The 19,933-nt window shown below is 72.6% G+C and carries 13 protein-coding genes and 3 pseudogenes; 5 read left to right on the top strand and 11 right to left on the bottom strand.

Annotated features, from left to right (window positions below; translation table 11 throughout):
- The first annotated feature begins 218 nt into the window (after positions 1-218).
- The 3 genes from IE286_RS02980 (at position 219) to IE286_RS02970 (ending at position 3,178) form a co-directional block, all read left to right on the top strand.
- The gene (locus IE286_RS02980) at positions 219-1,082 is read left to right on the top strand and encodes an isocitrate lyase/PEP mutase family protein (protein WP_189794985.1); all 864 of its coding nucleotides are present in this window, start codon (positions 219-221) and stop codon (positions 1,080-1,082) included.
- Entirely contained in the window at positions 1,079-1,342 is a 264-nt protein-coding gene (locus tag IE286_RS02975) for a hypothetical protein (protein ID WP_189794984.1), read from the top strand. The genes IE286_RS02980 and IE286_RS02975 overlap by 4 nt, the downstream gene beginning before the upstream one ends.
- 219 nt (positions 1,343-1,561) lie before the next feature.
- Complete coding sequence (locus tag IE286_RS02970; RefSeq protein WP_189794983.1) at positions 1,562-3,178, top strand: carboxylesterase/lipase family protein; 1,617 nt, start codon at positions 1,562-1,564, stop codon at positions 3,176-3,178.
- A 74-nt stretch (positions 3,179-3,252) separates the two neighbouring features.
- On the opposite strand, the gene mmuM is transcribed toward IE286_RS02970, so the two are convergent.
- A complete protein-coding gene (gene mmuM / locus IE286_RS02965) occupies positions 3,253-4,191 on the bottom strand; it encodes a homocysteine S-methyltransferase (RefSeq protein ID WP_189794982.1) in 939 nt (312 codons plus the stop codon).
- 239 nt (positions 4,192-4,430) lie between these two features.
- Between mmuM and IE286_RS02960 the strand changes: the two are divergent.
- A pseudogene (locus IE286_RS02960) lies at positions 4,431-4,844 on the top strand (NUDIX hydrolase); the annotation flags it as partial.
- Positions 4,845-4,923: 79 nt separating this feature from the next.
- Here the strand turns inward: IE286_RS02960 and IE286_RS02955 are convergent.
- The 4 genes and pseudogenes from IE286_RS02955 to IE286_RS02940 form a co-directional block, all read right to left on the bottom strand.
- Positions 4,924-5,691: a hypothetical protein gene (locus IE286_RS02955; protein ID WP_189794980.1), complete on the bottom strand. Its 768-nt coding sequence runs from the start codon at positions 5,689-5,691 to the stop codon at positions 4,924-4,926.
- Positions 5,692-5,763: 72 nt separating this feature from the next.
- Entirely contained in the window at positions 5,764-7,170 is a 1,407-nt protein-coding gene (locus IE286_RS02950; protein ID WP_189794979.1) for a prenyltransferase/squalene oxidase repeat-containing protein, read from the bottom strand.
- Positions 7,171-7,337: 167 nt separating this feature from the next.
- A pseudogene (locus IE286_RS02945) lies at positions 7,338-7,962 on the bottom strand (TetR/AcrR family transcriptional regulator).
- 112 nt (positions 7,963-8,074) lie between these two features.
- Positions 8,075-9,319, bottom strand: coding sequence for an FAD-binding protein (locus IE286_RS02940; RefSeq protein WP_189794978.1), 1,245 nt, complete (start codon positions 9,317-9,319; stop codon positions 8,075-8,077).
- A gap of 278 nt (positions 9,320-9,597) precedes the next feature.
- On the opposite strand from IE286_RS02940, the gene IE286_RS02935 reads away from it, so the two are divergent.
- Positions 9,598-10,944 (top strand): radical SAM protein, encoded by a 1,347-nt coding sequence (locus IE286_RS02935; RefSeq protein WP_189794977.1) that lies wholly within the window; start codon positions 9,598-9,600, stop codon positions 10,942-10,944.
- Between the two features lie 93 nt (positions 10,945-11,037).
- Here the strand turns inward: IE286_RS02935 and IE286_RS02930 are convergent, their stop codons facing one another.
- The 6 genes and pseudogenes from IE286_RS02930 to IE286_RS02905 all read right to left on the bottom strand — a co-directional run bounded on the left by IE286_RS02930 (position 11,038) and on the right by IE286_RS02905 (position 19,932).
- Positions 11,038-12,123, bottom strand: coding sequence for a lytic polysaccharide monooxygenase auxiliary activity family 9 protein (locus IE286_RS02930; protein ID WP_189794976.1), 1,086 nt, complete (start codon positions 12,121-12,123; stop codon positions 11,038-11,040).
- A 201-nt stretch (positions 12,124-12,324) separates the two neighbouring features.
- Positions 12,325-13,110 (bottom strand): annotated as a pseudogene (locus IE286_RS02925) (GH12 family glycosyl hydrolase domain-containing protein); the annotation flags it as partial.
- A 396-nt stretch (positions 13,111-13,506) separates the two neighbouring features.
- The gene (locus IE286_RS02920) at positions 13,507-14,391 is read right to left on the bottom strand and encodes a hypothetical protein (RefSeq protein WP_189794974.1); all 885 of its coding nucleotides are present in this window, start codon (positions 14,389-14,391) and stop codon (positions 13,507-13,509) included.
- Between the two features lie 43 nt (positions 14,392-14,434).
- Positions 14,435-15,169, bottom strand: a complete 735-nt coding sequence (locus IE286_RS02915; protein WP_189794973.1) for a hypothetical protein — start codon at positions 15,167-15,169, stop codon at positions 14,435-14,437.
- 81 nt (positions 15,170-15,250) lie between these two features.
- Positions 15,251-16,150, bottom strand: coding sequence for a hypothetical protein (locus IE286_RS02910; protein ID WP_189794972.1), 900 nt, complete (start codon positions 16,148-16,150; stop codon positions 15,251-15,253).
- Positions 16,151-16,173: 23 nt separating this feature from the next.
- On the bottom strand, positions 16,174-19,932 hold the full coding sequence (locus IE286_RS02905) for a hypothetical protein (RefSeq protein WP_189794971.1): 3,759 nt from the start codon (positions 19,930-19,932) through the stop codon (positions 16,174-16,176).
- Position 19,933: the final 1 nt, after the last annotated feature.

The following is a 19,933-nucleotide window of genomic DNA, read 5'->3' as shown; positions in this document are numbered from 1 at the left end:
GGCGAACGGGTGAGGCGACACGCCGATCAGTGACGTTTCTCCGGTGACGGGGTTGCGCCGCCCGGGTGAGCAAAGCCCGGACCATGCGGACGTATTGCGCAGGTCTAGAGATCCTCTTGTCCTGGCAAAGGACGCGCCGGTGCGGGCGGCAGCGCACCGTCCGCGCACCGCCCCCTTCCGCGCCACGCGCCCGATCCCTCATCCCAAGGAGCCTTGCTGTGACGTACGGAAAGATGCTGCGCGAGCAGATCGCCGCACCAGGTACGACCCCGCTGATCGGCGTGTACGACATGTACTCGGCCTCGATCGCCGCCGCGCACTACGACGGCATGTTCGTCTCCGGGTTCGGCTTCGCCGCGTCGTACTACGGTCTGCCGGACATCGGCTTCATCGCCTGGCCGGACATGGTGGCCTTCGTCCAGCGGCTGCGGGGCGCCTTCCTGGGCCACCATCTCCTGGTCGACATCGACGACGGCTACGTCGACCCCGAGGTCGCCTGCCACGTGGTCAAGGGGCTGGAGCGGATCGGCGCCTCCGGGGTGATCCTGGAGGACCAGAAGCGGCCCCGCCGCTGCGGGCACGCCGACGGCAAGCAGGTGCTGCCGCTGGAGGAGTACCTGGCCAAGCTGGAGCAGGTGCTGGCGACCCGGCAGGACCTGGTCGTGGTGGCCCGCACCGACGCCACCGACGAGGCCGACATCCTGCGCCGCGCCAAGGCGCTCGCGGCCACCGACGCCGACGTGGTCCTCGTCGACGGGATCCGCAGCGTGGAGTGGATCCGCCGGGTGCGCGACGTCGTCGGTGACAAGCCGCTGCTGTTCAACCAGATCGCCGGCGGCAAGTCCCCGCGGCTGTCGCTGACCGAGCTGGCCGAACTGGGCGTGAGCGTCGCCATCTACAGCACCCCCTGCCTGTTCGCCGCCCACGAGGCCATGGACGCCGCGCTCGCCGAGCTGAAGCAGGCCGACGGCCGGCTGCCCCAGGTGGACGCGGACCGCGGCATCGGCGTGCAGGCCTCCACCCGCCTGCTGGAGCGCAACCTGGCGCGCCGTCGGCCCGAGCCGGCCGGAGCGGGCGCATGAACGCGCGCGTCCCCCGGCTGCGGACCGTGACCGCGGTGACGGCGGTGCTGCTGGCCGGCGCCGCCTCCCCGGCCGCGGCCGGCACCGGCAGCCTGATCACCGTCGTCGACAACTCGCACGCGGACTCCATCCTGGAGGTCGACCGCACCGCCAACCTCCAGACCGGCAGCGGCACCGCCGGCAGCGACCACGACGGCAGCGCCGTGGACCTGATGGAAGCCCTGGTGGAGGGGGCCCGGGGCGGGGCCGACGGCGACTGAGCACCCCCGCACGGTCCCGGCCGTCCGCGTGCCGGGGCCGTGCCGGCGCCCGGCAGCCGAGCACCGCACGGGGGCCGCGCACGGACGACTGGGGCGCACCGGGGCACACCTGCCCGGCCCTGCCGCGGCCGTGCGTGCCGGAATACGAGGCCCTCTTGTGGTGCTCCGGTGTCACCGGGTGCGATGGTGCACGAACGCGGTGAAGGGCTGGTGGCATCCATGGCGGAAGATCGGACGGATCCCGTGGTCGGCACGCCGTACGGGGCGGTGCGCGGCAGATACGAGCACGGGGTGGCCGCCTTCCGCGGCATCCCCTACGCCGCACCGCCCTTCGGCCCCCGCCGGTTCCGGCCCCCGCAGCCGCCCGAACCCTGGGACGGGGTCCGCGACGCGGGCGCCTTCGGCCCGACCGCCCCCAAACCCCCGTACTCCGAGGCCTTCGCCCGGTACCTGTCCGACCCCGACGTGCCCGGCGACGACTGCCTCAACCTCAACGTCTGGACCCCCGACCCGAGCCCCGGCGCCCGGCTGCCCGTCCTGGTGTGGCTGCACGGCGGGGCGCTGACCCGGGGCTCCTCGGCCGTCCCGGTGTACGCCGGCCACTCCTTCGCCCGCGACGGCGTCGTCCTCGTCTCCGTCAACTACCGGCTGGGCGTGGAAGGCTACGGCCTCTTCCCGGACGCGCCCGCCAATCCCGGCCTGCGCGACCAGCTCGCCGCGCTGCGCTGGGTGCACGAGGCGATCGAGGCCTTCGGCGGCGACCCCGGCCGGGTCACCCTGTGCGGGCAGTCCGCCGGCGCCATCAGCGTCGGCGCCCTGATCGCCGCCCCGCAGGCCCAGGGACTGTTCCGGCGGGCCGTGCTGCAGAGCGGGCCGCCCGAGGTCCTCGACCGGGGCAAGGTGCGGCGCATGGTGCGCCGGATGGCCGCCCGGCTGAAGGTGCCCGCCACCGCGGAGGCGTTCGCCGCCGTCGACCGGGACCTGCTGCTGCGCACCCAGGCCGAGGTGGGCCGGCTCAGCGGCCCGGTGCTCGGCGGCCCCGCCTTCGGCATCGTCGCCGACGGCGACCTCGTGCCCCGCGACCCGCTGCAGGCCCTGGTGGACGGGGACGCGGCCCGCGGCGCCGACCTGCTGATGGGCTGGACCCGTGACGAGCACCGGCTGTGGCTGGTGCCCGGAGGTCTCCTCGACCACGTCGACCGGCTCGGCCCCGTCGCCCTCGCCGGCGCGATGGCCCGCTGCCGCTGCGGGCCCGAGGTGGTCCGCGGCTACCGGTCCCTGCGGCCGGGCGCCGGCGCCGCCGACATCGTCGGCCAGATGGTCACCGACCACCTGCTGCGCCGCCCCCTGCACCGCCTGGCCGACGCCCGCCCCGGCAGCTCGTACGTCTACGAGTTCGCCTGGCCGTCCCGGCTGCCCGGCCTAGGCGCCTGCCACGCCCTCGAACTCGGCTTCGTCTTCGACACGGGTGACGTCCCCGAGTCCCGGAAACTCGCCGGCGAGGGCGCCCCGCAGCAGCTCGCCGACCGGATGCACGCCGCCTGGGTCCGCTTCGCCACCGAGGGCGACCCCGGCTGGGAGGCCTGGGACGACACGCACCCGGTCCATGTCTTCGGCGACGGTCCCCCGCACACCGTGCACGGGCCGCGGGACGCGGAACTCGCCCTGTGGACGGCGCGCTCCGCGGCGTCCGCAGCGCCCGGCGGAACCTCGCGCCCCGGCACGGCGACCGGTCCGGACGGCGGCGCACCCGAGGGCACGCCCGCGCCCAGGGCGGCGGAACTGCGCGCCGTGATCCGCCGTCTGAGCCGCTCCACCGGGGTGCGCGGAGCCTGACCACGTCCGGCCACGCGCCGGCTCCCGCCCCTGGGAACCGCCCGTCGTTCTCTCCTCAGGGGGCACGGGGCTGCTCAGGAGCAGCCCCGTGCCCCCTGAAGGATGCGTGCGATGTGCGCGATCACGTCCGGCCCCACGCGGCAGCAGCCGCCGATCAGGCGGGCCCCCGCGGCGTGCCAGCGCGCGACCTGATCCGCGGCGAAGGCGGGCCGGCCGCTCCAGGAGCCGGTGCGGGCGTCCCAGGACTCACCGCTGTTCGGGTAGACGACGACCGGTTTGCCGGTGACGCGGGCGGCCGTCGCCACGGCGGCCTCCGCGTCCCGCGGCGCGCAGCAGTTGACGCCTACCGCGATCACCTCGGGGACGTCGGCCGCCAGGGCGAACGCCTCCCGCAGCGGCTGTCCGGCGCGGGTGTGAGCACCGTCGATCGTGTACGACAGCCAGGCCGGCACGCCCAGCCCGCGCACCGCGCGCAGCAGCGCCGCCGCCTCGTCGGTGTCCGGGACGGTCTCCAGCGCCAGCACATCGGGCCGGGCCGCGGCCAGCACCTCCAGGCGAGGCCGGTGGAATTGCTCCAGCTCCGCCACGGTGAGCCCGTACCGCCCCCGGTACTCCGAGCCGTCCGCGAGCATCGCACCGTAGGGCCCGGCCGACGCGGCCACCCACAGCGGCCGGCGGACACCCCGCGCCCGCGCCAGTGCCACCGCTTCCCGCGCCCGTGCCACGCTCGACGCCAGCAGCGCGGCGGCCTCCTCCCGGCCGGTCCCGCGCCGCGCGAACCCCTCGAACGTGGCCTGGTAGCTGGCCGTGATCACCACGTCGGCGCCCGCTTCGAGGTAGGCCAGATGGGCCTCGGTGAGCGCCTCGGGCCGGTCCGCCAGCAGCCGCGCCGACCACAACGCGTCGCCCAGGTCGTGCCCGGCCGCCTCCAGCTGGTTGGACAGGCCGCCGTCGAGCACCAGCGTCCCGGCGGCGAGCGCCTCGGCGAACGTGGGGGAGGTGTCGCTGGTCATGCGACGACCGTAGCCGCCCGCGCGGGGTGCCCGTCCGCCGGGACGGACCGGTCGGCCGGCGGCAGCGGGCCGCACACCCGCCCCGGACGGAGGCCCAGCCCGGAACGCGGCCCTCAGCTGCCCGGAATCAGACGTACCGCGCAAAGGGTACGGAACGTGGCGGCAGGCCCTGGTAGCGTGACCGACTCCCCGGGGTACCAGACACCCTGACCCATCACCGGCGAGGAACCGAGGGAGCCATGGACATGGAGATCCCCGGCGTGAAGCGGCTGGCCGCCGCCGTGGTACGGGACGAGCGAGGCCGGGTGCTCCTGGTGCGCCGCAGTGCACGCGAGCGGTTCCTGCCGCGGGTGTGGGGCGTGCCGTGCGGCAAGCTGGAGGCGGGGGAACTGCCCGCGGACGGCGCCCTGCGCGAGCTGAAGGAAGAGACCGGGCTGCTCGGCGAGGTCGTCCGCAAGGTCGGCGAGTCCTCCTTCGTCAGCGACTACCGCGGCCACGAGATCAAGAACTTCCAGGACAACTTCCTGGTCCGCCCGCTGACCCGGTCGGTCCACCTCCCCGAACCGGACCAGGCCTACGCCTGGCTGGCCCCCTCCGAGCTGACCTTGGTGGACATCGACGCCTACAACCTGGACGTCGTCCGGCAGGCGCTGCGGGCCTGCGGCACCGAGCAGGAGACGCGGGCCGTCCGGCTCGGGCACGCCGACCGTTCCGGGCGGACGAACCCCGCGCTCAGGCTCCGCTGAGCAGCCGCGCGAGCGAGTCCAGCGCCGCCAGGTACTCCGGGACGCCGAGCGGCACCTTCGGCACCGACCGCGGGTGCGGGCCCGCCGTCGTGAAGACGTCGGTGTGGGACCGCCGTCCGGCGCCCGTCTCCAGGAACAGCGTCACCGTCGGCGCGGCCGTGTCGCACCACGCCCGGTGCAGCGTGCGCGCGGGCAGGCCGTAGTCGCTGCCCGCCGCGTACCGTCCCGTGTGGGCCAGCCGCAGCCGCGCCCGGCCCACGGGCTCCAGCCGCCACTGCGCCGCCGGGCCCGGCCCCAGCGACTCCCGGTACCGGACCGCGCGGATCACACCGTCGTCCGGCTCGGGGGTGGCGCCCGGTTCGTCCGGCGCGCAGGGCTCGTGCTCGTACACCTCCATCGACAGCCGCCCGCACACCACGTACGAGGCCAGCGCACACCGGTGGTTGTGCACGTCCTCCGCGCCCGCGTCGCGCGCGCCGGGGTGCCACACATGGGCCCGCAGCATGTGCCGGGTGCCGTCCCGGAGCAGCAGCAGCTTGTCGAAACCGAGCACATGCCGGTACGACAGCCGCGCACACTCCTCCGCGTCCTGCCCGCCCGCGGCCAGCTCCGCGACCAGGTCCCGCAGCCGCTTTCGCGCCCCCAGCGCGACGACCACCGAGCGTGCCGCGGCCACCCGCTCCGTCTCGGACAGCGGGCCGTCCAGTGACCTCGTCAGCAGCCCTCTGGCCGCCGGCACCTGCCGGCCGTCCATCACCGCCCCCTCCGCCTCGCTCCCGGCCCGCCCGCCGCTTCACCGGCCGCCCGGCGGCGGGGACCGGCCCGGTCAGTGGCCCGGCCGGTACATGGATACGGCATGCGCCCGCAGCGCCGAAAGGCCCTGATAGGTCATCCACAGCGGCTGCCGCGGCGCCCCCTGCTCGCCCGGCCCCCAGGTCCAGATGCCGCCCGACTGCCCGGCCCACACCGCCGCCACGGCACCGGCCAGCCGCTCCCGCCAGGCCGCCTCCAGCCCGTCGGCGCGGGCCACCTGACCGGCGGTCGGCGTCAACAGCGCCCGGACCACCCAGGCGGCCGTGAAGTGCCGCACGTACAGCACCTCGTGACGCGTGGGGTCGTCGGCGCGGGGACGGCGCACCTCCTCACGCAGGTGCGCCAGGTCCCCGCACACGTCGTGACGCGGCTCCGGGCAGGCCAGCAGCCAGCGCACGCCGTCCTCGCGCGCCGCCCGTGCCGCCGCGTTCTCCCCGAGCACGCGCCCGGCCCGGTCCAGGGCGACCACCGCCTGCGCGGTGTGCACCGGCGACGGCGGCCCGTACGGCGCCCGCAGCCGGTAGCCCCAGCAGCGCAGATGGTCCCGGCCCGGATCGTCGAGCGCGCCGTCCACCACCGCCTCGCGCAGCTCGGGCAGCAGCGCGGAACCGGGCGCGGCACGCAGCAGCCCGCGCAGCACCGTCGTCACCACATGCACCGACGCCCACCCCGCCGGATCCTGGTCCAAGGTGAACCCGGCCACGCAACGGGCCACTTCCGGCGCGAGCCGGTCCTCGGACACGCCCGCCCGGGCCAGCGCGCCCAGCACCAGCGCGGTGATCTCGGGACGGGCCTGCAGCCCCTGGGAACGCGCCGACCAGCCGCCGTCGGGCAGCCGCAGCCGCCACAGGGTGTCGACCAGGTCACCGGCGCGCAGCCGGCCGTCGGGCACACCGAGGTCGAGCACGATGTGCAGGCCGTAGGCGGTGCCGACGGGGGTGGGCCGGGGCGGGACGGTCTCGCCCAGCGAGTGCGCCCAGCCGGTGAGCCGCCCCAGCTCCGGGTCGTCGACCACCGTCACCTGCTCGGCGAGCGCGCCGTAGGCGTCGTGGCACACCTGCGGCAGAGCGGCCGGCACGGCCGGCGCGGGGGCGGAGCCGGATACGGTGCCGTACGCCGGACGGCCGGCGCGGGCCCGCAGCAGCGCGGCGGCCAGCCAGCCCGCCGCCGCCGTCCCCAGCCCGCTGACGCCCGCGATCAGATACTTCGCGAGCTGCCCGCTCAACGAGTCCGGCAGCACCTCGAACAGGAACTGGAACATCCCGTACCCGGCGGCCGCACCGCCCAGGCCGCCCAGCCAGCCGACGAAACGCGCCGGAGGCGAGGGGGCCGGAGTGCTGCCGCCCGGTCCCGCCGGCTCGGGATGCGGGCCGGGGCCCGCGGCGTGCAGGGGGCCGCTTCCGAGCTGCTGCGAGGACAACAGGCGCTCCCTCCCCCCGAGGCGACACCGGGCGTCCACCGCCCGGTGCGACGAGGCCACCGTGTGGAACGGGTCTCCCTCTCACCGTTCGTACCGCTGTTTCCGCCCCTTCACACCCGCCCGGAGCGGCCGGACCGGCCCCGGCAGCGGTGCCGGCCGACGGCGGCTCACGGGCGCCCGGCGGTGTCCTCGCAGGGGGTGCCGCGGGAGTTCTCGCGCGGCCAGTTCAGCAGGGTGATGTGCAGCGCCTCGACCGCCTTGTCCCAGGACGCCCGCACATCGCGGGGCGCGGCGAAGCCGCCGGCGGCCTCCAGGGCGCAGTAGCCGTGGAAGGTGCTGCGCAGCAGACGCACGGCGTCGGTGAGGTCGGGCTCCTGAAGGCCGTAGGCGCGCAGCATGCCGTAGGTGATCGCGGCGGTGCGCCGCAGTGCGGGGGAGCCGGCGGCGAGGGAGGGGGCGACACGTGTCTGTGTGGCCGCGTACCGCCCCGGATGCCGGAGGGCGTACTCCCGGTAGGCGCCCGCGAACGCGGCCGGCGCGTCCTTCCCGGCCCGCCCCGCCACCGCGTCCGCGATCCGCTCGATCATCTCCGCCCCGGCGAACAACGCGAGACGGGTGCGCAGTTCCCGCAGGTTCTTGATGTGCGAGTAGAGGCTGGCGTCCATCACCTAAGCGGCGGGCCACACCGGAGACGGTGACGTTCTCGAAGCCTTGCTCGTCGGCGAGTTCGGCCGCCGCCGCGACGATCCGCTCGACGGTCAGCCCGGCACGGGGCGTGCGGTGCTCCTGCACTGGGGTGTCCGGCCGGAGACGGATCCTACGGACTCGCCTCCCGGCGCCGCGCGCCCGCCGGACCCCCGGTGACACCCGGTCCTGGGACCTCGCCGACGGGCGACCGTGCCGGTCAGCCGTCCAGCAGGTCCCGCAGGAAGGCGTTGGTGAACTTCCCCGACGGGTCCAGCTCGCGGGCCAGGGCCCGGAAGTCCGCGAGCCGCGGGTACCGGGCGCGCACGGCGGCGGCGGACATCGTGAACACCTTGCCCCAGTGGGGCCGCGGGTCGAAGGCGTCCAGCGCCTCCTCCAGACGCCGCACCACCGGCAGCACCGCCTCGGTGTCCTTCACCCAGGTGAAGTGCAGGGCCACGGTGTCCCGGCCGTGACTCGGGCCCAGCCACTGCTCGTCGGGGGCGACGGTGCGGACCTCGCAGGTCTGCAGCACGGGCGCGACGGTGTCCCGGATCCGGTCCACGGCGTGCAGCGCGTCGAGGGCGTGGGCGCGCGGCAGCAGGTACTCCGACTGGAGTTCGGCGCCGCTGCTCGGGGTGAACTCCGCCCGGAAGTGCGGCAGCCGCTCGTGCCAGGGGCCCGGCACCCCGAACTGCTGCGTGCAGTTCTCCGCGGGCATCCCGGGCACCGGGTGCAGCGCCACGGTCGCCGGCGCCGCCCACGGGAAATCGGGCAGCTCCTGATCGGTGCGCCGCTTGAGCCACACCTGCCGGAAGCCGGGCCTGCGCCAGTCGGTGAACAGGCTGACGCTGTACGCGGCGGCGGCGACCGTCTCGAAGTCGAGCCCCTCCAGGGGCAGCTCCGTGAACAGGTGCTGCTCGACCTCGAAGGCGGGCTCCAGGTCCAGGGTGAGCGCGGTGACGACGCCGAGCGCGCCGAGGGAGGTGACCGCCCCGTCGAAGCGGGCGTCACCCCGGGCTATGCGCACCTGCGAGCCGTCCGCCGTGACCAGCTCCACCTCGCGCACGACGGACGCGAGGGGGCCGTTGGTCACCCCCGAGCCGTGGGTGCCGGTCGCCACCGACCCGGCCACCGAGATGTGCGGCAGCGACGCCATGTTGGGCAGGGCGAGCCCGTGCGCGTGCACCACGCGGGCCAGTGCGGCGTAGCGCACGCCGCCGCCGACACGGACCGTGCGGGCCGTGGTGTCCACGTCGGTTACGGCGGGCAGCGCGTCCAGGCGCAGCAGGACGCCGTCGGGACCCGGGTCGGCGATCTCGTTGAACGAGTGCCCGCTGCCCAGCACGCGCACCCGGGCACTGCGCGCGACCACGTCCGCCAGTTCCCCGGCGGTGGCCGGCCGGTGCACCTCCTTGGCGGTGTAGGTGATGTTCCCCGCCCAGTTGGTCACGGCTGTGCTCATGCCGACACCCCTTCCTCCCGTGGCACCCGGGCCACGTGTTTCCGAGGCGAACCTACCCGACGCCACCGGCGGCCCGGACACGCCCGCCCGCCTCCCCGCCGCCTCGCGACACGCCCGCCCGCCTCCCCGCCGCCTCCCGCGTATCCGGACAGCCGCCCGCCCCTCGGCCGGGCCCGAGCACCCGGCATCGCGCGCCGAGCGGGGACCCGGCACGGCCGGCCGGTGAGCGGGGGCATACGGTGGAAGGCCGAACGTCGAGGCCGGGAGGAGAGAGGCCGATGGGCAGCCGTACCGCGCTGGTCGAAGATCTGATGGAGCGCTTCCCCCACGTACCGCGGGAGGCCGTCTTCAAGGAGGACCTGCTGCGTGGTGGTGTGGCCTTCGACTCGTCCGCGCTCAGCGACACCGCCAACGAGGCGGCCGGCGAGGTCAAACCGAAGTCGTACTTCATCTTCTCCTTCGACCACGGCACCCTGCCGGAGCTGGGCGAGGCCGCGCTGCGCCGCCCGCCGGAGGAGATCGTCCTCACCGGCGGACCGTACGGCCTGCGCCGCACCGTGGTCTCCGTCCGGGTGAACCCCCGCTCGCCCTACCGGGTGGCCGCGGACGACGAGGGGATGCTCGGGCTGTACCTCGACGGGAAGCGGATCGCGGACGTGGGTGTGCCGCCGATGCCGGAGTACTACCGGCACACCCTCGCCAACGGCAAGTCCGTGATGGAGGTCGCCCCCACCATCCAGTGGGGCTACCTGATCTACCTCACCGTCTTCCGGGTGTGCCAGTACTTCGGCGCCAAGGAGGAGTGCCAGTACTGCGACATCAACCACAACTGGCGCCAGCACAAGGCCGCCGGTCGGCCCTACACCGGTGTGAAGGACGTCGAGGAGGTCCTCGAGGCCCTGGAGATCATCGACCGGTACGACACCCAGAAGGCGTCCACCGCCTACACGCTGACCGGTGGCGCCATCACCTCCAAGGTGGCGGGCCGGGACGAGGCCGACTTCTACGGCCACTACGCCAAGGCCATCGAGGAGCGCTTCCCGGGCCGGTGGATCGGCAAGGTGGTCGCCCAGGCGCTGCCGAAGGCGGACGTGCAGCGGTTCAAGGACTACGGCGTGCAGATCTACCACCCCAACTTCGAGGTGTGGGACCGCCGCCTGTTCGAGCTGTACTGCCCCGGCAAGGAGCGGTACATCGGCCGCGACGAGTGGCACAAGCGGATCCTGGACTCCGCCGACGTCTTCGGCGCCCGCAATGTGATCCCCAACTTCGTGGCCGGTGTCGAGATGGCCCAGCCGCACGGCTTCACCACCGTCGACGAGGCCATCGCCTCCACCACCGAGGGCCTGCGGTTCTTCATGTCGCACGGCATCACGCCCCGCTTCACCACGTGGTGCCCCGAGCCCACCACGCCGCTCGGCAAGGCCAACCCCGAGGGCGCGCCGCTGGAGTACCACATCCGGCTGCTGGACGCCTACCGCTCGACCATGGAGGACTTCGGCCTGTCCTCGCCCCCCGGCTACGGCCCGGCCGGTGCCGGACGCGCCGTCTTCTCGGTCAGCTCCTTCATGGACAGCCTCCCGGCCGACGACGAGGCGAAGGAGACCGCGGGCACGGGCGACTGAGCCCGCGGGCATCCGCCGTGCGCGTGTGCCGTGCCGCCCCGCCGGGCTGACGGGACGGCACGGCACACCTGGGCGGTCACCGCTGAGGGGATGTCAGCCCGCGGTGCAGGTGACCGAACCCACCGGGTAGTCGTTGCCCGTGGACGAGGCGGTGAACCCGAACGTCACACTGCCGTCGGCGGGCACCACCGCGTTGTGGTCCACGCTCCTCACCGTGACCGTGCCGTCGTCGGCCGTGGACAGCGTGCCGTTCCAGAGACTGTTGATCTTCGTGCCGGTGCCCGGCTGCCAGGACACGGTCCAGTTCTTCAGCGGAGCCGTGGAGTGGTTCATCACCTCGACGGAGCCCTGGAACCCGCCGGTCCAGGAGTTCTCCACGGTGTACGCGGCCATGCACGAACCGGCCTGCGGGTCCGTCGGCGTGGGCGTCGGGGTCGGCTCCGGGCTGGGCGTCTGCGAGCCGGAGCCGCGGATGCCGGTCACCTCGCCGTGGCCGCCGTCGAAGACGACGTCGGAGCAGGAGAAGAAGTTCTCCTGGCTGTCCGAGCGGACCCACTGGATGAAGATCAGCGCGTCACCGGAGCGGCCGGAGGGCAGCGTCAGGTTCCAGTAGTAGTGACCGCCCTCGGTGCCCGGCGAACCGGTCTGCGGAGGGTCGGTCACCGTCTGGATCAGCTCCAGGTCGTCCCAGCGCAGCGGGGACGTCGGCGACCAGCCCGGCTTGGTCAGGTAGACCCGGAAGTCACCCGGGTGCGCCGCCCAGTTGCTGTACTGCACCTGCAGCGTGCCGCCGGAGGTCAGGTGGGTGCGCGGCCAGTCGTCGCGGGCGGCGTTGTAGGCGGAGAAGTCGTACGGGGAGCGGTCGCCCGCGCTGCACAGGGTGCCGTCGGGCACATAACCCGGGCCGCGGCCACCGGCGTTGGAGTCGAGCACCGCGAACCAGTTGTACAGAGCGGTGGCGCCGCTCTTCGCCAGGGCGTCCCGGCAGGCGGGGTTGGTCGGGTCCAGGCTGCCGGTGGCGGTACGGGCGTCCAGGTAGCACAGGTAGGTGCGCGAACCGGGCAGCATCGCCACCCCGTGCGCCTCGGCACGGCCCTGACCGAGGAAGGTCAGGCCCAGGGCCGTCAGAAAGGTGGCGAACGCCGCCGCCACCGACATGAGTCTGCTGCGTCGTGTCACAGCACGGTCCTTTCTGCTGTCGGAGCCGGTACGTGTGCGGTGCGGTACAGGTGCCGTCCGGCGGGCGCCGCGTCCGGTGCGGGATGCGCGCCGTCCGGCGTCCGCGGGGCGTCGTCCGTCCGGACGTCCATGCCGTACGTCCGTGCCGGAACGCCCCCGCCGAAACGTCCCTGCCGTGCGTCAGGCCGTTCCGCGCGCGGCCGTGCCGCCGGTGCGCACCTCGGAGGAGAACGACGTCACGGCGAGCCCGGCGCCGTTCTGCCAGGGCTCGAAGCCCGCCTGCACGCTCGTCAGATACCAGTCGTTCCCGGCCATTCCCCGGGAGACCGCCTGGCGGACGAAGTCCATGACGTCGAAGCTCCAGCTGCCGATCGCCGAGGGAGCGACGAACGACAGGACGTCGTTGGCGCCGTTGTTGCCGGTCCACACCTGCCAGGTGCGGCCGGCCACCGTGGCCGTGCCGGTCTGCGAGCCGACCGGCTGGACCGGCCCGGCCTTGTTGAACCAGATCATGATCTCGGTCCGGTTCACGCCGTCGGTGCGGGGCGTGGGGTCCAGCCAGATGTCGTAGGCGGCGTCGTAGACCGCGTCACCCACGTAGCTGTAGGAGATGCCGGTCGGCGCGCCGGAGACGGAGCCGAGCCGGGCCGGAAGCACCGTGCCCGGTGAGCAGTTGCCGTAGTGGCAGCCGTAGTAGACGGACGGGTACGCCTTCGGGGCACCGTCGGTGGGCACCGACCCGTCGGCCCGGCTGACCCGGAAACCGGAGTTTGTGACGGTGACGCACTGGGCGGCGTCGGTGCCCCAGCGGTTGTTCTGGACGACGTAGCGGCCCTGGATCGTGGTCCAGCCGAAGGCGTCGCAGATCTCGGTGCCGGCCCGGGCCGGCGGGGCGGCCACTGTGACGGCGGCGACCAGGGCGAACGCCGCGAGCAGGGCACCGAGCAGCCCGCGGGCGGTGTCGATCCGGTGGGACAGCGGTCGCATGGGGACCTCTTCGACGAAGGAACGACTGTGGGGGGAGTGGGGCACTCCTGGCGCGCACCCAATGCTTGGGAGCGCTCCCATGGGTGTGGGACGGACTGTAGGAGTCGTGCATGCTCCTGACAAGACTCTGTGCGCGCACCTGTCGGAAACGGCCGGAAAGCTGCGGCGCCGGAGACGCCATGCCCAGGGTCCTGGCTGTACGAGGCCGCACTGCCGGCTCGACGGTGCCGACCTGGTCGATGTCGCAAGCTGGTGCGGTCGTCACGCGGCCCACGCGTCGAGGGAAGCAGTATGCGGTATGCGGCAGCTCCAGGCGTCGACCCTCACGAGACCGACGGCCGCCGGCGTCCTTCCTGCCCGGATGTGGCAACAGAACCCGCACTGCCGGACGCCGACTCAAAATGGGGTGTCATCGGGATTGCTTTTGAGTCCATGAAATCCTGCGTCATGGAAGCAGGTTGCGCATTGGAACTCGTCTGGTGGCATGCGCGGGCTGAACCTCTTGCATTTGGCCCCACATCCTCCGAAGAAAAGGCACATAGTGGGAAAGACCGGCGATGCAACCTCGAAAACGACGCGAGCATGCGCGAGATCCACATCGTTCGTGTCGAAAGTGTGCGTGAACCGTCTCGAATGCTCCGAGCGTCCTGGACGCAGAGGGTCGCACAGGACGGTAATACCTCCTACGTCGTGAGGGTCGATCGATTCGGGACGTGCGTGGATGATGCAGGGAGAGCTCTCTCCGCCCAACTGTGAACCGGTCAGGTCCGCGATGGTCAAGCGTTCGGTGCCCACGTTGCGGACAGGGATGGAGTGGAAGGATTCTGTTTCCGATCCTTCTAGTCGACGTTGCTGTGCGAACTCTGCCCAGGGCTGGCGGGTCTCGTCCTCGTCGTGCGAGATGAATCCGGCGAACTCCAGCGCTTCTGGATCGTTGTTCCTGATCTGCAGAAGCCATGGGCCGGATGGTGCGCCGTGATGGATGGTGACCAGGTAGGTGTCTATGTCCTCAGCGGTCCGGTGGCATTCGGCTGTTGCCACTGGCGTGCCACTGCTTCCAGGGATGTCGACCGGTTCGGCACCTTCCTCCACGGGCGTCGGGTCGCCCAGTCCTGCCTTGATGAAGAATGTTGGCGGCGCTCCACCCAGGACGACGCCGGGTTCGAAATGCGCGATCGTCCGAAGGAACGTCTGCTGGGCACCCAGCAGTACGACGAACTCGATCGGGGAGCTCATCTCGTTCTCGGTCAGACGGGCCGTCCGGAATGGTTCGAATACCATGATGCGCTTGTCCTTGCCAACGCGTTCAGAATTCGTTCGCCTGTCAGAGCGGGTCGGCGATGATCTCCAGGGCGGCATGGTCCGTTCTGTCGTCATTGGTTGCAAAAGTGTGCTGGAGGACCATGCGGCTGCGGACCTCCCCGCAGTCGAATGCCAGGTGATCGACACCGTGCGGGGCGATCTCCGCCGGACGATGGACGAGGACGACGGGGGAATCCTGCCCTCCGATCGGCGAACCCAGGGAGTCATCGATTGTGAGCGTTCCGGTCCCCCAGTTCCGCACGGTGACGAAGCCGACCCTGCCCCTGCCGACGTCGGGCCTGCTCCTGCCGACGATCGACAGCGGCTGGTCCAGTGCCATCCAGGGTTGAAGCGTGTCGCTCTTGACATTGGAGTTGACCCAGACGAAACGCAGCGTCTGGTCGGCCGTGTTCCTGATGCGCAACTGCCAGGTGGGTTTCGACTCCGTATGGTTGACGACCGTCAGGAGATAGAGGCCATCGGACAGGCGTCGGCAGCTCGCCGACCCTCCGCCCTTCGGGCCTGGGATGCCGACCTCGGTGCCGTCCGCGGCAACCGTGGTGATGAGACCCTCGCCCAGCTTGATCCCGAACCTCGGATCGGCGTCCCCGAGTGGCGTGTTGTCGGTCCACAGAGCGACGAACCGCAGGAACATCGGGATGGGTTCGATCGGCATGTCGAATTCCACCAGGGGGCCGGTCTGACCGGGCGCCAGCGCCAACGGCTCCTCTGAGGGGAAGATCTGGATCACGCTCATCGCACATCTCCTGTTCTCGCGCCATGGGGGAGGGGCCCGTGCGGGACGTCGCGGCAGTCGTCCGTGCCCCATGACGCCGCCCTAGACGTTGCGGTGGTCGGGCGGGACGTCCGAGTGGTGGGCCGCACGGTGCCCGCAGGCCGCGCACGGACCGCCGACGCCGACCGGCGGTGCCACGTAGTCCGGGCACCGCCCGCAGGCTCGGCAGAAGGCCCATTCCTCGTGCATGTCGTACCGGAGAGAACGAGGCAGGACCTCGAACAGCAGGGTCGTGTGCGGGCGGTGCACGTCGTTGGTGTCGAAGGTGTGGCTGAAGCGATCCGTGTAGTGGACCTGCCCGCACTCGACCACCAGCTCGTCCGCGTGGTGCGGTGCGATGGGCGCCGGCCGTCGCAGAAGGACCACCGGCGATCCGTCCGAACCCAGTCGGCTGCCCGGCGGATCGTTGATGATCAGCGGCGCAGTCCCCAGGTTCCGGACCTTGATGGCGGTCTCTGGGGTATCACTGTGCAGCGCCAGCAGACCGTCATGGACGGCGGTGGCGCACTCGAGCGCCATCCAGGGCTGCCGTGTCATCTCCTCGCTGTACGAGGCGACGCAGGTGAACCGCAACGTCTCCGCATCGTTGTTGGTGATACGCAGGTGCCAGGGCCCGGTGCGCTCCTCCAGTCCGGCCAGGGCGATGAGATAGCTGTCCCCGGGCAGGCGATCGACCTCGGCCAGGGCCGCGATCTCGCCGTCGGCTCCGGGGATCTCGATCTTGCCCCTCCCGGCGTCCACGGCCGTGAGCCGGCCGTCACAACCCGACTTGAGTTCGAACGTCGGGGCGCGCCCCACGAGCGGCAGGTTGTCGCGCCAGAGAGCGATCACGCGGAGGAACATCCCGGTCGCCTCGATGGGCACGGTGAACGGCACGAGTGGCCCGACCGCGCCCCCGCGGAGTTCGAGCGGCTCCGTCTGCGGCAAGAGTTGGAAAACCATCGTTTTTCCTCAGGGCATGACGGTCACGTGAGTTCGGCGATGTCGGCGTAGACGGGGCACGCCGGCTCGCCCGCCGCTCCGGGAGCGGACTCGGTCTCGGTGACGGCGATACGCATGGGCCGCCCGTCGGCGGGCCGCAGGTCGAGCACGAGGGTGTCCCCGAGACGCCCGGTCGCCTGGGCCAGGGTGGTCCAGGCGGACGGCCCGATCAGCCCGTCCCGGGCCGCGCGCCGGTCACCGGCGAAGGCCTGCAGTTCGGCCCGGACCGTGGTGAAGGGAGGTCCGCTCGGCCCCGGACCGCTGAGCACGACACTCGCCCGGCCGACGGCACGGGTGATGACGAGTTCGCGTGGTGGGAGGAGCCGGATCGGCTCGGTCACCAGTGGCGGGGACAGCCGCTGGCCGGGGTCGGCGGTGTTCTCCTGGTAGCGGGCCAGCGCCAGCCGGACGAACGGGCGGTACGAGGCCGCGGCAAGGGGAGCAAGGTCGAGGTCGGCGAACCAGCAGTCGGCACCCTCGTCGTAGTTCCTGCCGACGTCCAGGCGGACGGCCATCGCCACGACCGGGACACCCCCCAGCTCCGGGGATGTCACCGGCGCCGAGACCTCCGCGTGCAGGTGGGTTTCGTCGAGGACGACGCTCGGCGTGGCAGTGGCCTGCAGCGGGTCGCGGCCGGCCAGGCTGAGGAGGCGTCGTTGGCGGTCGGTGGGCGAGGCGGACGACCGCGGCCAGACCAGGACGGCCAGCGCCTCGTCGGCTCCCGTGACGAACCACGGCCGTTCGAGCATGACACGCAGGCCGCCGCCGCTGCGCCGCGACCGGATCACTGTTCCGCCGCTTTCGACGGACCGGGTCCACCGGACGCTCGGCACGAGATGGCGGACGTGTGGCAGCGGGGGCCGGCTCGTACTCGCCACGTCGGTGACCTCGAGCCTCCCGGTGACCGTGCATGCCTGCGGATCCCGCGCGATGACGCGACCGAAGTATTCGCTGAAGCGGGAGATGGCGGTGACCGTGTAGCGGACCTTCCGCCGCCGCGTGTCGCCGAACTCGTGGCGCATCGGCGGAAACGCACCGTGGGGTGGCCTCAGCAGGGGTGGCTTGTGCGCGATCTCGAACGAGCCGGCATGGGCGACGACCCGCCTCGACACCGGTCGGCCGGGTGCGATGTCCTCGACGTCGTCCCATTCCGCCTGGACGTCGATCCGGCCGGTGCTGCGCACGTCGATGGAGAACTCCGACGTCCTCATCTCGGCGTCCGTGTCGCCCATGTGCCGCTCGGCGAGGAACCGGCCGGCGGGGTGGGCCAGGGGGCGTTGCACCGCGTGGACCATGGTGACGGTGCGCGGCGGGCTCACCAGGGGGTTGCGGCCGTACTCCGCGGCGACGTTCACCGGGTTGCTCGTATCCTGCGTGGCACCGGCCCAGTGGGGGATGCCCAGATCCGGGACGGTGAGCATGGAGGGACACGAGGGGATGTCCACGGTGACCTGCTCGGCCGGTCCCAGCGACACCGTGAACGTGCGGGGGCCCGGACCGGGACTGCGCCTGATGGCGCATCCGCGGACAGCCGGCTCGATGCGCAGCTCGAAGGGCACCATGTCGGGCCAGGTCCCCCGCCACGGGCTCTGGGACTGCTCCGAGTCGAACCCGTCGGCCTTCCCCGGGTTACCGGTGTCCGGATCGATCGGCCGCGGCCGGCTCCGGAGATTGACCCAGATTGTTCCCGGGTCGACGAGCCACGCGGGTTTCGGGAACGGGGGGTCGGAGGGGACCACCACATAGGTGCCCGAGCCGTCCGGAACGTTCTCGAGCCGGGCCCCTGTGATGTCCGCGACGTCTTTGTCCGCGCGGGTCGCGATCTCGAACTGCTTGCGGACCTCGTCCATACCGACACCAGGTCCGAACGCGGTGCTGAAAGCGTCGCCGTACTGCAGGGCCAGTTCGAGCGAGCTTTTCGGGGGGAACAGGTAGCGGAGCTCGGCGGCCGGGTAGCCGTGCGCTGCGGCGTAGGCGGCCGCGCCGGTGCCGCGCTCGGTTCGTACGACCATGCGGTCCGGCCCGGCCCCGTCGACATAGGCCGCGGTCGGCACCAGCTCCGGTGGGGGATGCGGCTCGAACCGCCGGTGGACGATCTCCTTCGTGGCGTCCTCCGCGCCAGGCTGGTCGCGCCGCAATCCGCCGCCGGCGAGGTCGACCAGGCGTGCCCGGAACCGGTAGGTCGTGCCGAACGTGAGCCGGGGCAGCGACCCGTCCACGACCTTGGCAGCCACACCGAACGGAGGCGGCGGCCCGGCCGCGGCCGGATCGACCACTCGGTCGGGCCGGGGCACCACCTGGCTCCAGCCGTCCCAGCGGGCCACGGTTTCGTGGATGAACAGCGGAGCGCTGGGTTCGGCGCTGGATGTCACCGCCGAACCGACGGGAACGAAGCCCTCGTCCGGCAAGCCCGGTCGACCGGGCTCCGAGGGGAGCACGACTCCGCCGACGGTATAGCGGACCCATCGCTGACACAGCGAGTGCCACCGCCCGCCGGCGAAGACGTCGAGCCGGTATCCCGCGAGCAGGTTCTCCGCGGTCAACGGTGAGCCCTGGAGTTTCTGTGCCGTGTCGCGGTCGGCTGCTCGCCGCGTCCGCGCGGTGTGTTCGTCGCGGCGGCCGCGTTCGATCAAGGCGAACCCGGTGGAACGCAGTGCGGGCAGGCCGGCGGCGTCCGCCGCCTCGGACGGCACCCGACCCCGGTCCGACCGGGCGACGCTGACCATCCGCAGGGCCGCACCGTCGACATCGAACGGCATGATCGTGTAAGGGGACGTCGTGGGTGTGCCCGCCAGAGCGACCTTGGCCAGAGGCAGCATCCCCTGGGGGCGTGCGGTCCCCGCCGCCGGAGGCATGAGCGGGACGAACCGGGAGCCGGCCAGCGAGTAGGCGGTCGTCGGCCGCAGATCGTCCTGGTGGGCGTCGGCCCAGCCGGACGGGGCACCTGGATCGGGAACGGGCCACGAAGGTTCCAGGCGGAGGTGTGCGGGGCCGTCGGTGGAGGCCAGCTCGGCCACAGGCACCGCGAAGTCGATCACCAGGCCCAGAAGGCGCAGCAAGAGGGGGTGGCCGGCCAGCCGGGCGACGACGTCATGGAAGTCCGGAGTGCGGGTCTCGTCCTCGACGAGCGGCGTCGCGAGGCCGGGGTCCTGCCGGCGGTAGAACTCGTAGGCCCGCACCAGTGGGGGAGTGCTGCCGGCGTCGATGCTGCGATCGGACGGCGTGGCCGCGGCCTGCCAGGACCGTGCGATCTCCCGCAGCATCTCCTCTCGCTGCGCGCGCTGCCGCCGATCCCGTGCGTCGGTCAGGGCGAGGGCACGCGTGGCCCGGGTGTACGCCTGTCTGATGTCCGTGCTGGCCTCGTCCGCCGGAAAGTCGACAACCTCGCGGTCTCGGTAGGTGGTCGGTCGATAGGGCCGGACGGGCAGGGACGCGGGGAACATCGCGCGCCACGCGGACAGCTGCTGGTCCGGTGTGCACAGTGGCTGACCGTCCTCGCTGACGGGGCGCATCCGGGTGAGAGTGAGCCGCTGGTCGCCCCGGTACGCGGCGAAGCCCATGGCTTCCAGGCGGGAGGGCCAGCTCTGCATACCGAACTGCCCGACGGTCCGGGTGGTCCCCGGCGGGGCGAGCAGCCGCGGAGTCAGCACGACGGAGAACAGGGCCCGCCGTCCTCCGCTGGTTTCCGCGCGACCGCTGGGTATCACCGTCCAGACGAACTGGCGTGTGAGAGCGAGCGCCATG

Origin of the sequence: Streptomyces thermodiastaticus, from assembly GCF_014656135.1 — a bacterium.
GTDB classification, from domain to species: domain Bacteria; phylum Actinomycetota; class Actinomycetes; order Streptomycetales; family Streptomycetaceae; genus Streptomyces; species Streptomyces thermodiastaticus.
The sequence above is the reverse complement of the archived record's forward strand: the minus strand, read 5'-3'. Positions and strand labels throughout refer to the sequence as shown.

Coding starts and splice junctions, on each gene's coding strand:
- IE286_RS02975 (WP_189794984.1), top strand. CDS start 1,079: ATGAACGCGCGCGTCCCCCGGCTGCGGACCGTGACCGCGGTGACGGCG.
- IE286_RS02970 (WP_189794983.1), top strand. CDS start 1,562: ATGGCGGAAGATCGGACGGATCCCGTGGTCGGCACGCCGTACGGGGCG.
- mmuM (WP_189794982.1), bottom strand. CDS start 4,191: ATGACCAGCGACACCTCCCCCACGTTCGCCGAGGCGCTCGCCGCCGGG.
- IE286_RS02955 (WP_189794980.1), bottom strand. CDS start 5,691: ATGGACGGCCGGCAGGTGCCGGCGGCCAGAGGGCTGCTGACGAGGTCA.
- IE286_RS02940 (WP_189794978.1), bottom strand. CDS start 9,319: ATGAGCACAGCCGTGACCAACTGGGCGGGGAACATCACCTACACCGCC.
- IE286_RS02935 (WP_189794977.1), top strand. CDS start 9,598: ATGGGCAGCCGTACCGCGCTGGTCGAAGATCTGATGGAGCGCTTCCCC.
- IE286_RS02920 (WP_189794974.1), bottom strand. CDS start 14,391: ATGGTATTCGAACCATTCCGGACGGCCCGTCTGACCGAGAACGAGATG.
- IE286_RS02915 (WP_189794973.1), bottom strand. CDS start 15,169: ATGAGCGTGATCCAGATCTTCCCCTCAGAGGAGCCGTTGGCGCTGGCG.
- IE286_RS02910 (WP_189794972.1), bottom strand. CDS start 16,150: ATGGTTTTCCAACTCTTGCCGCAGACGGAGCCGCTCGAACTCCGCGGG.
- IE286_RS02905 (WP_189794971.1), bottom strand. CDS start 19,932: ATGGCGCTCGCTCTCACACGCCAGTTCGTCTGGACGGTGATACCCAGC.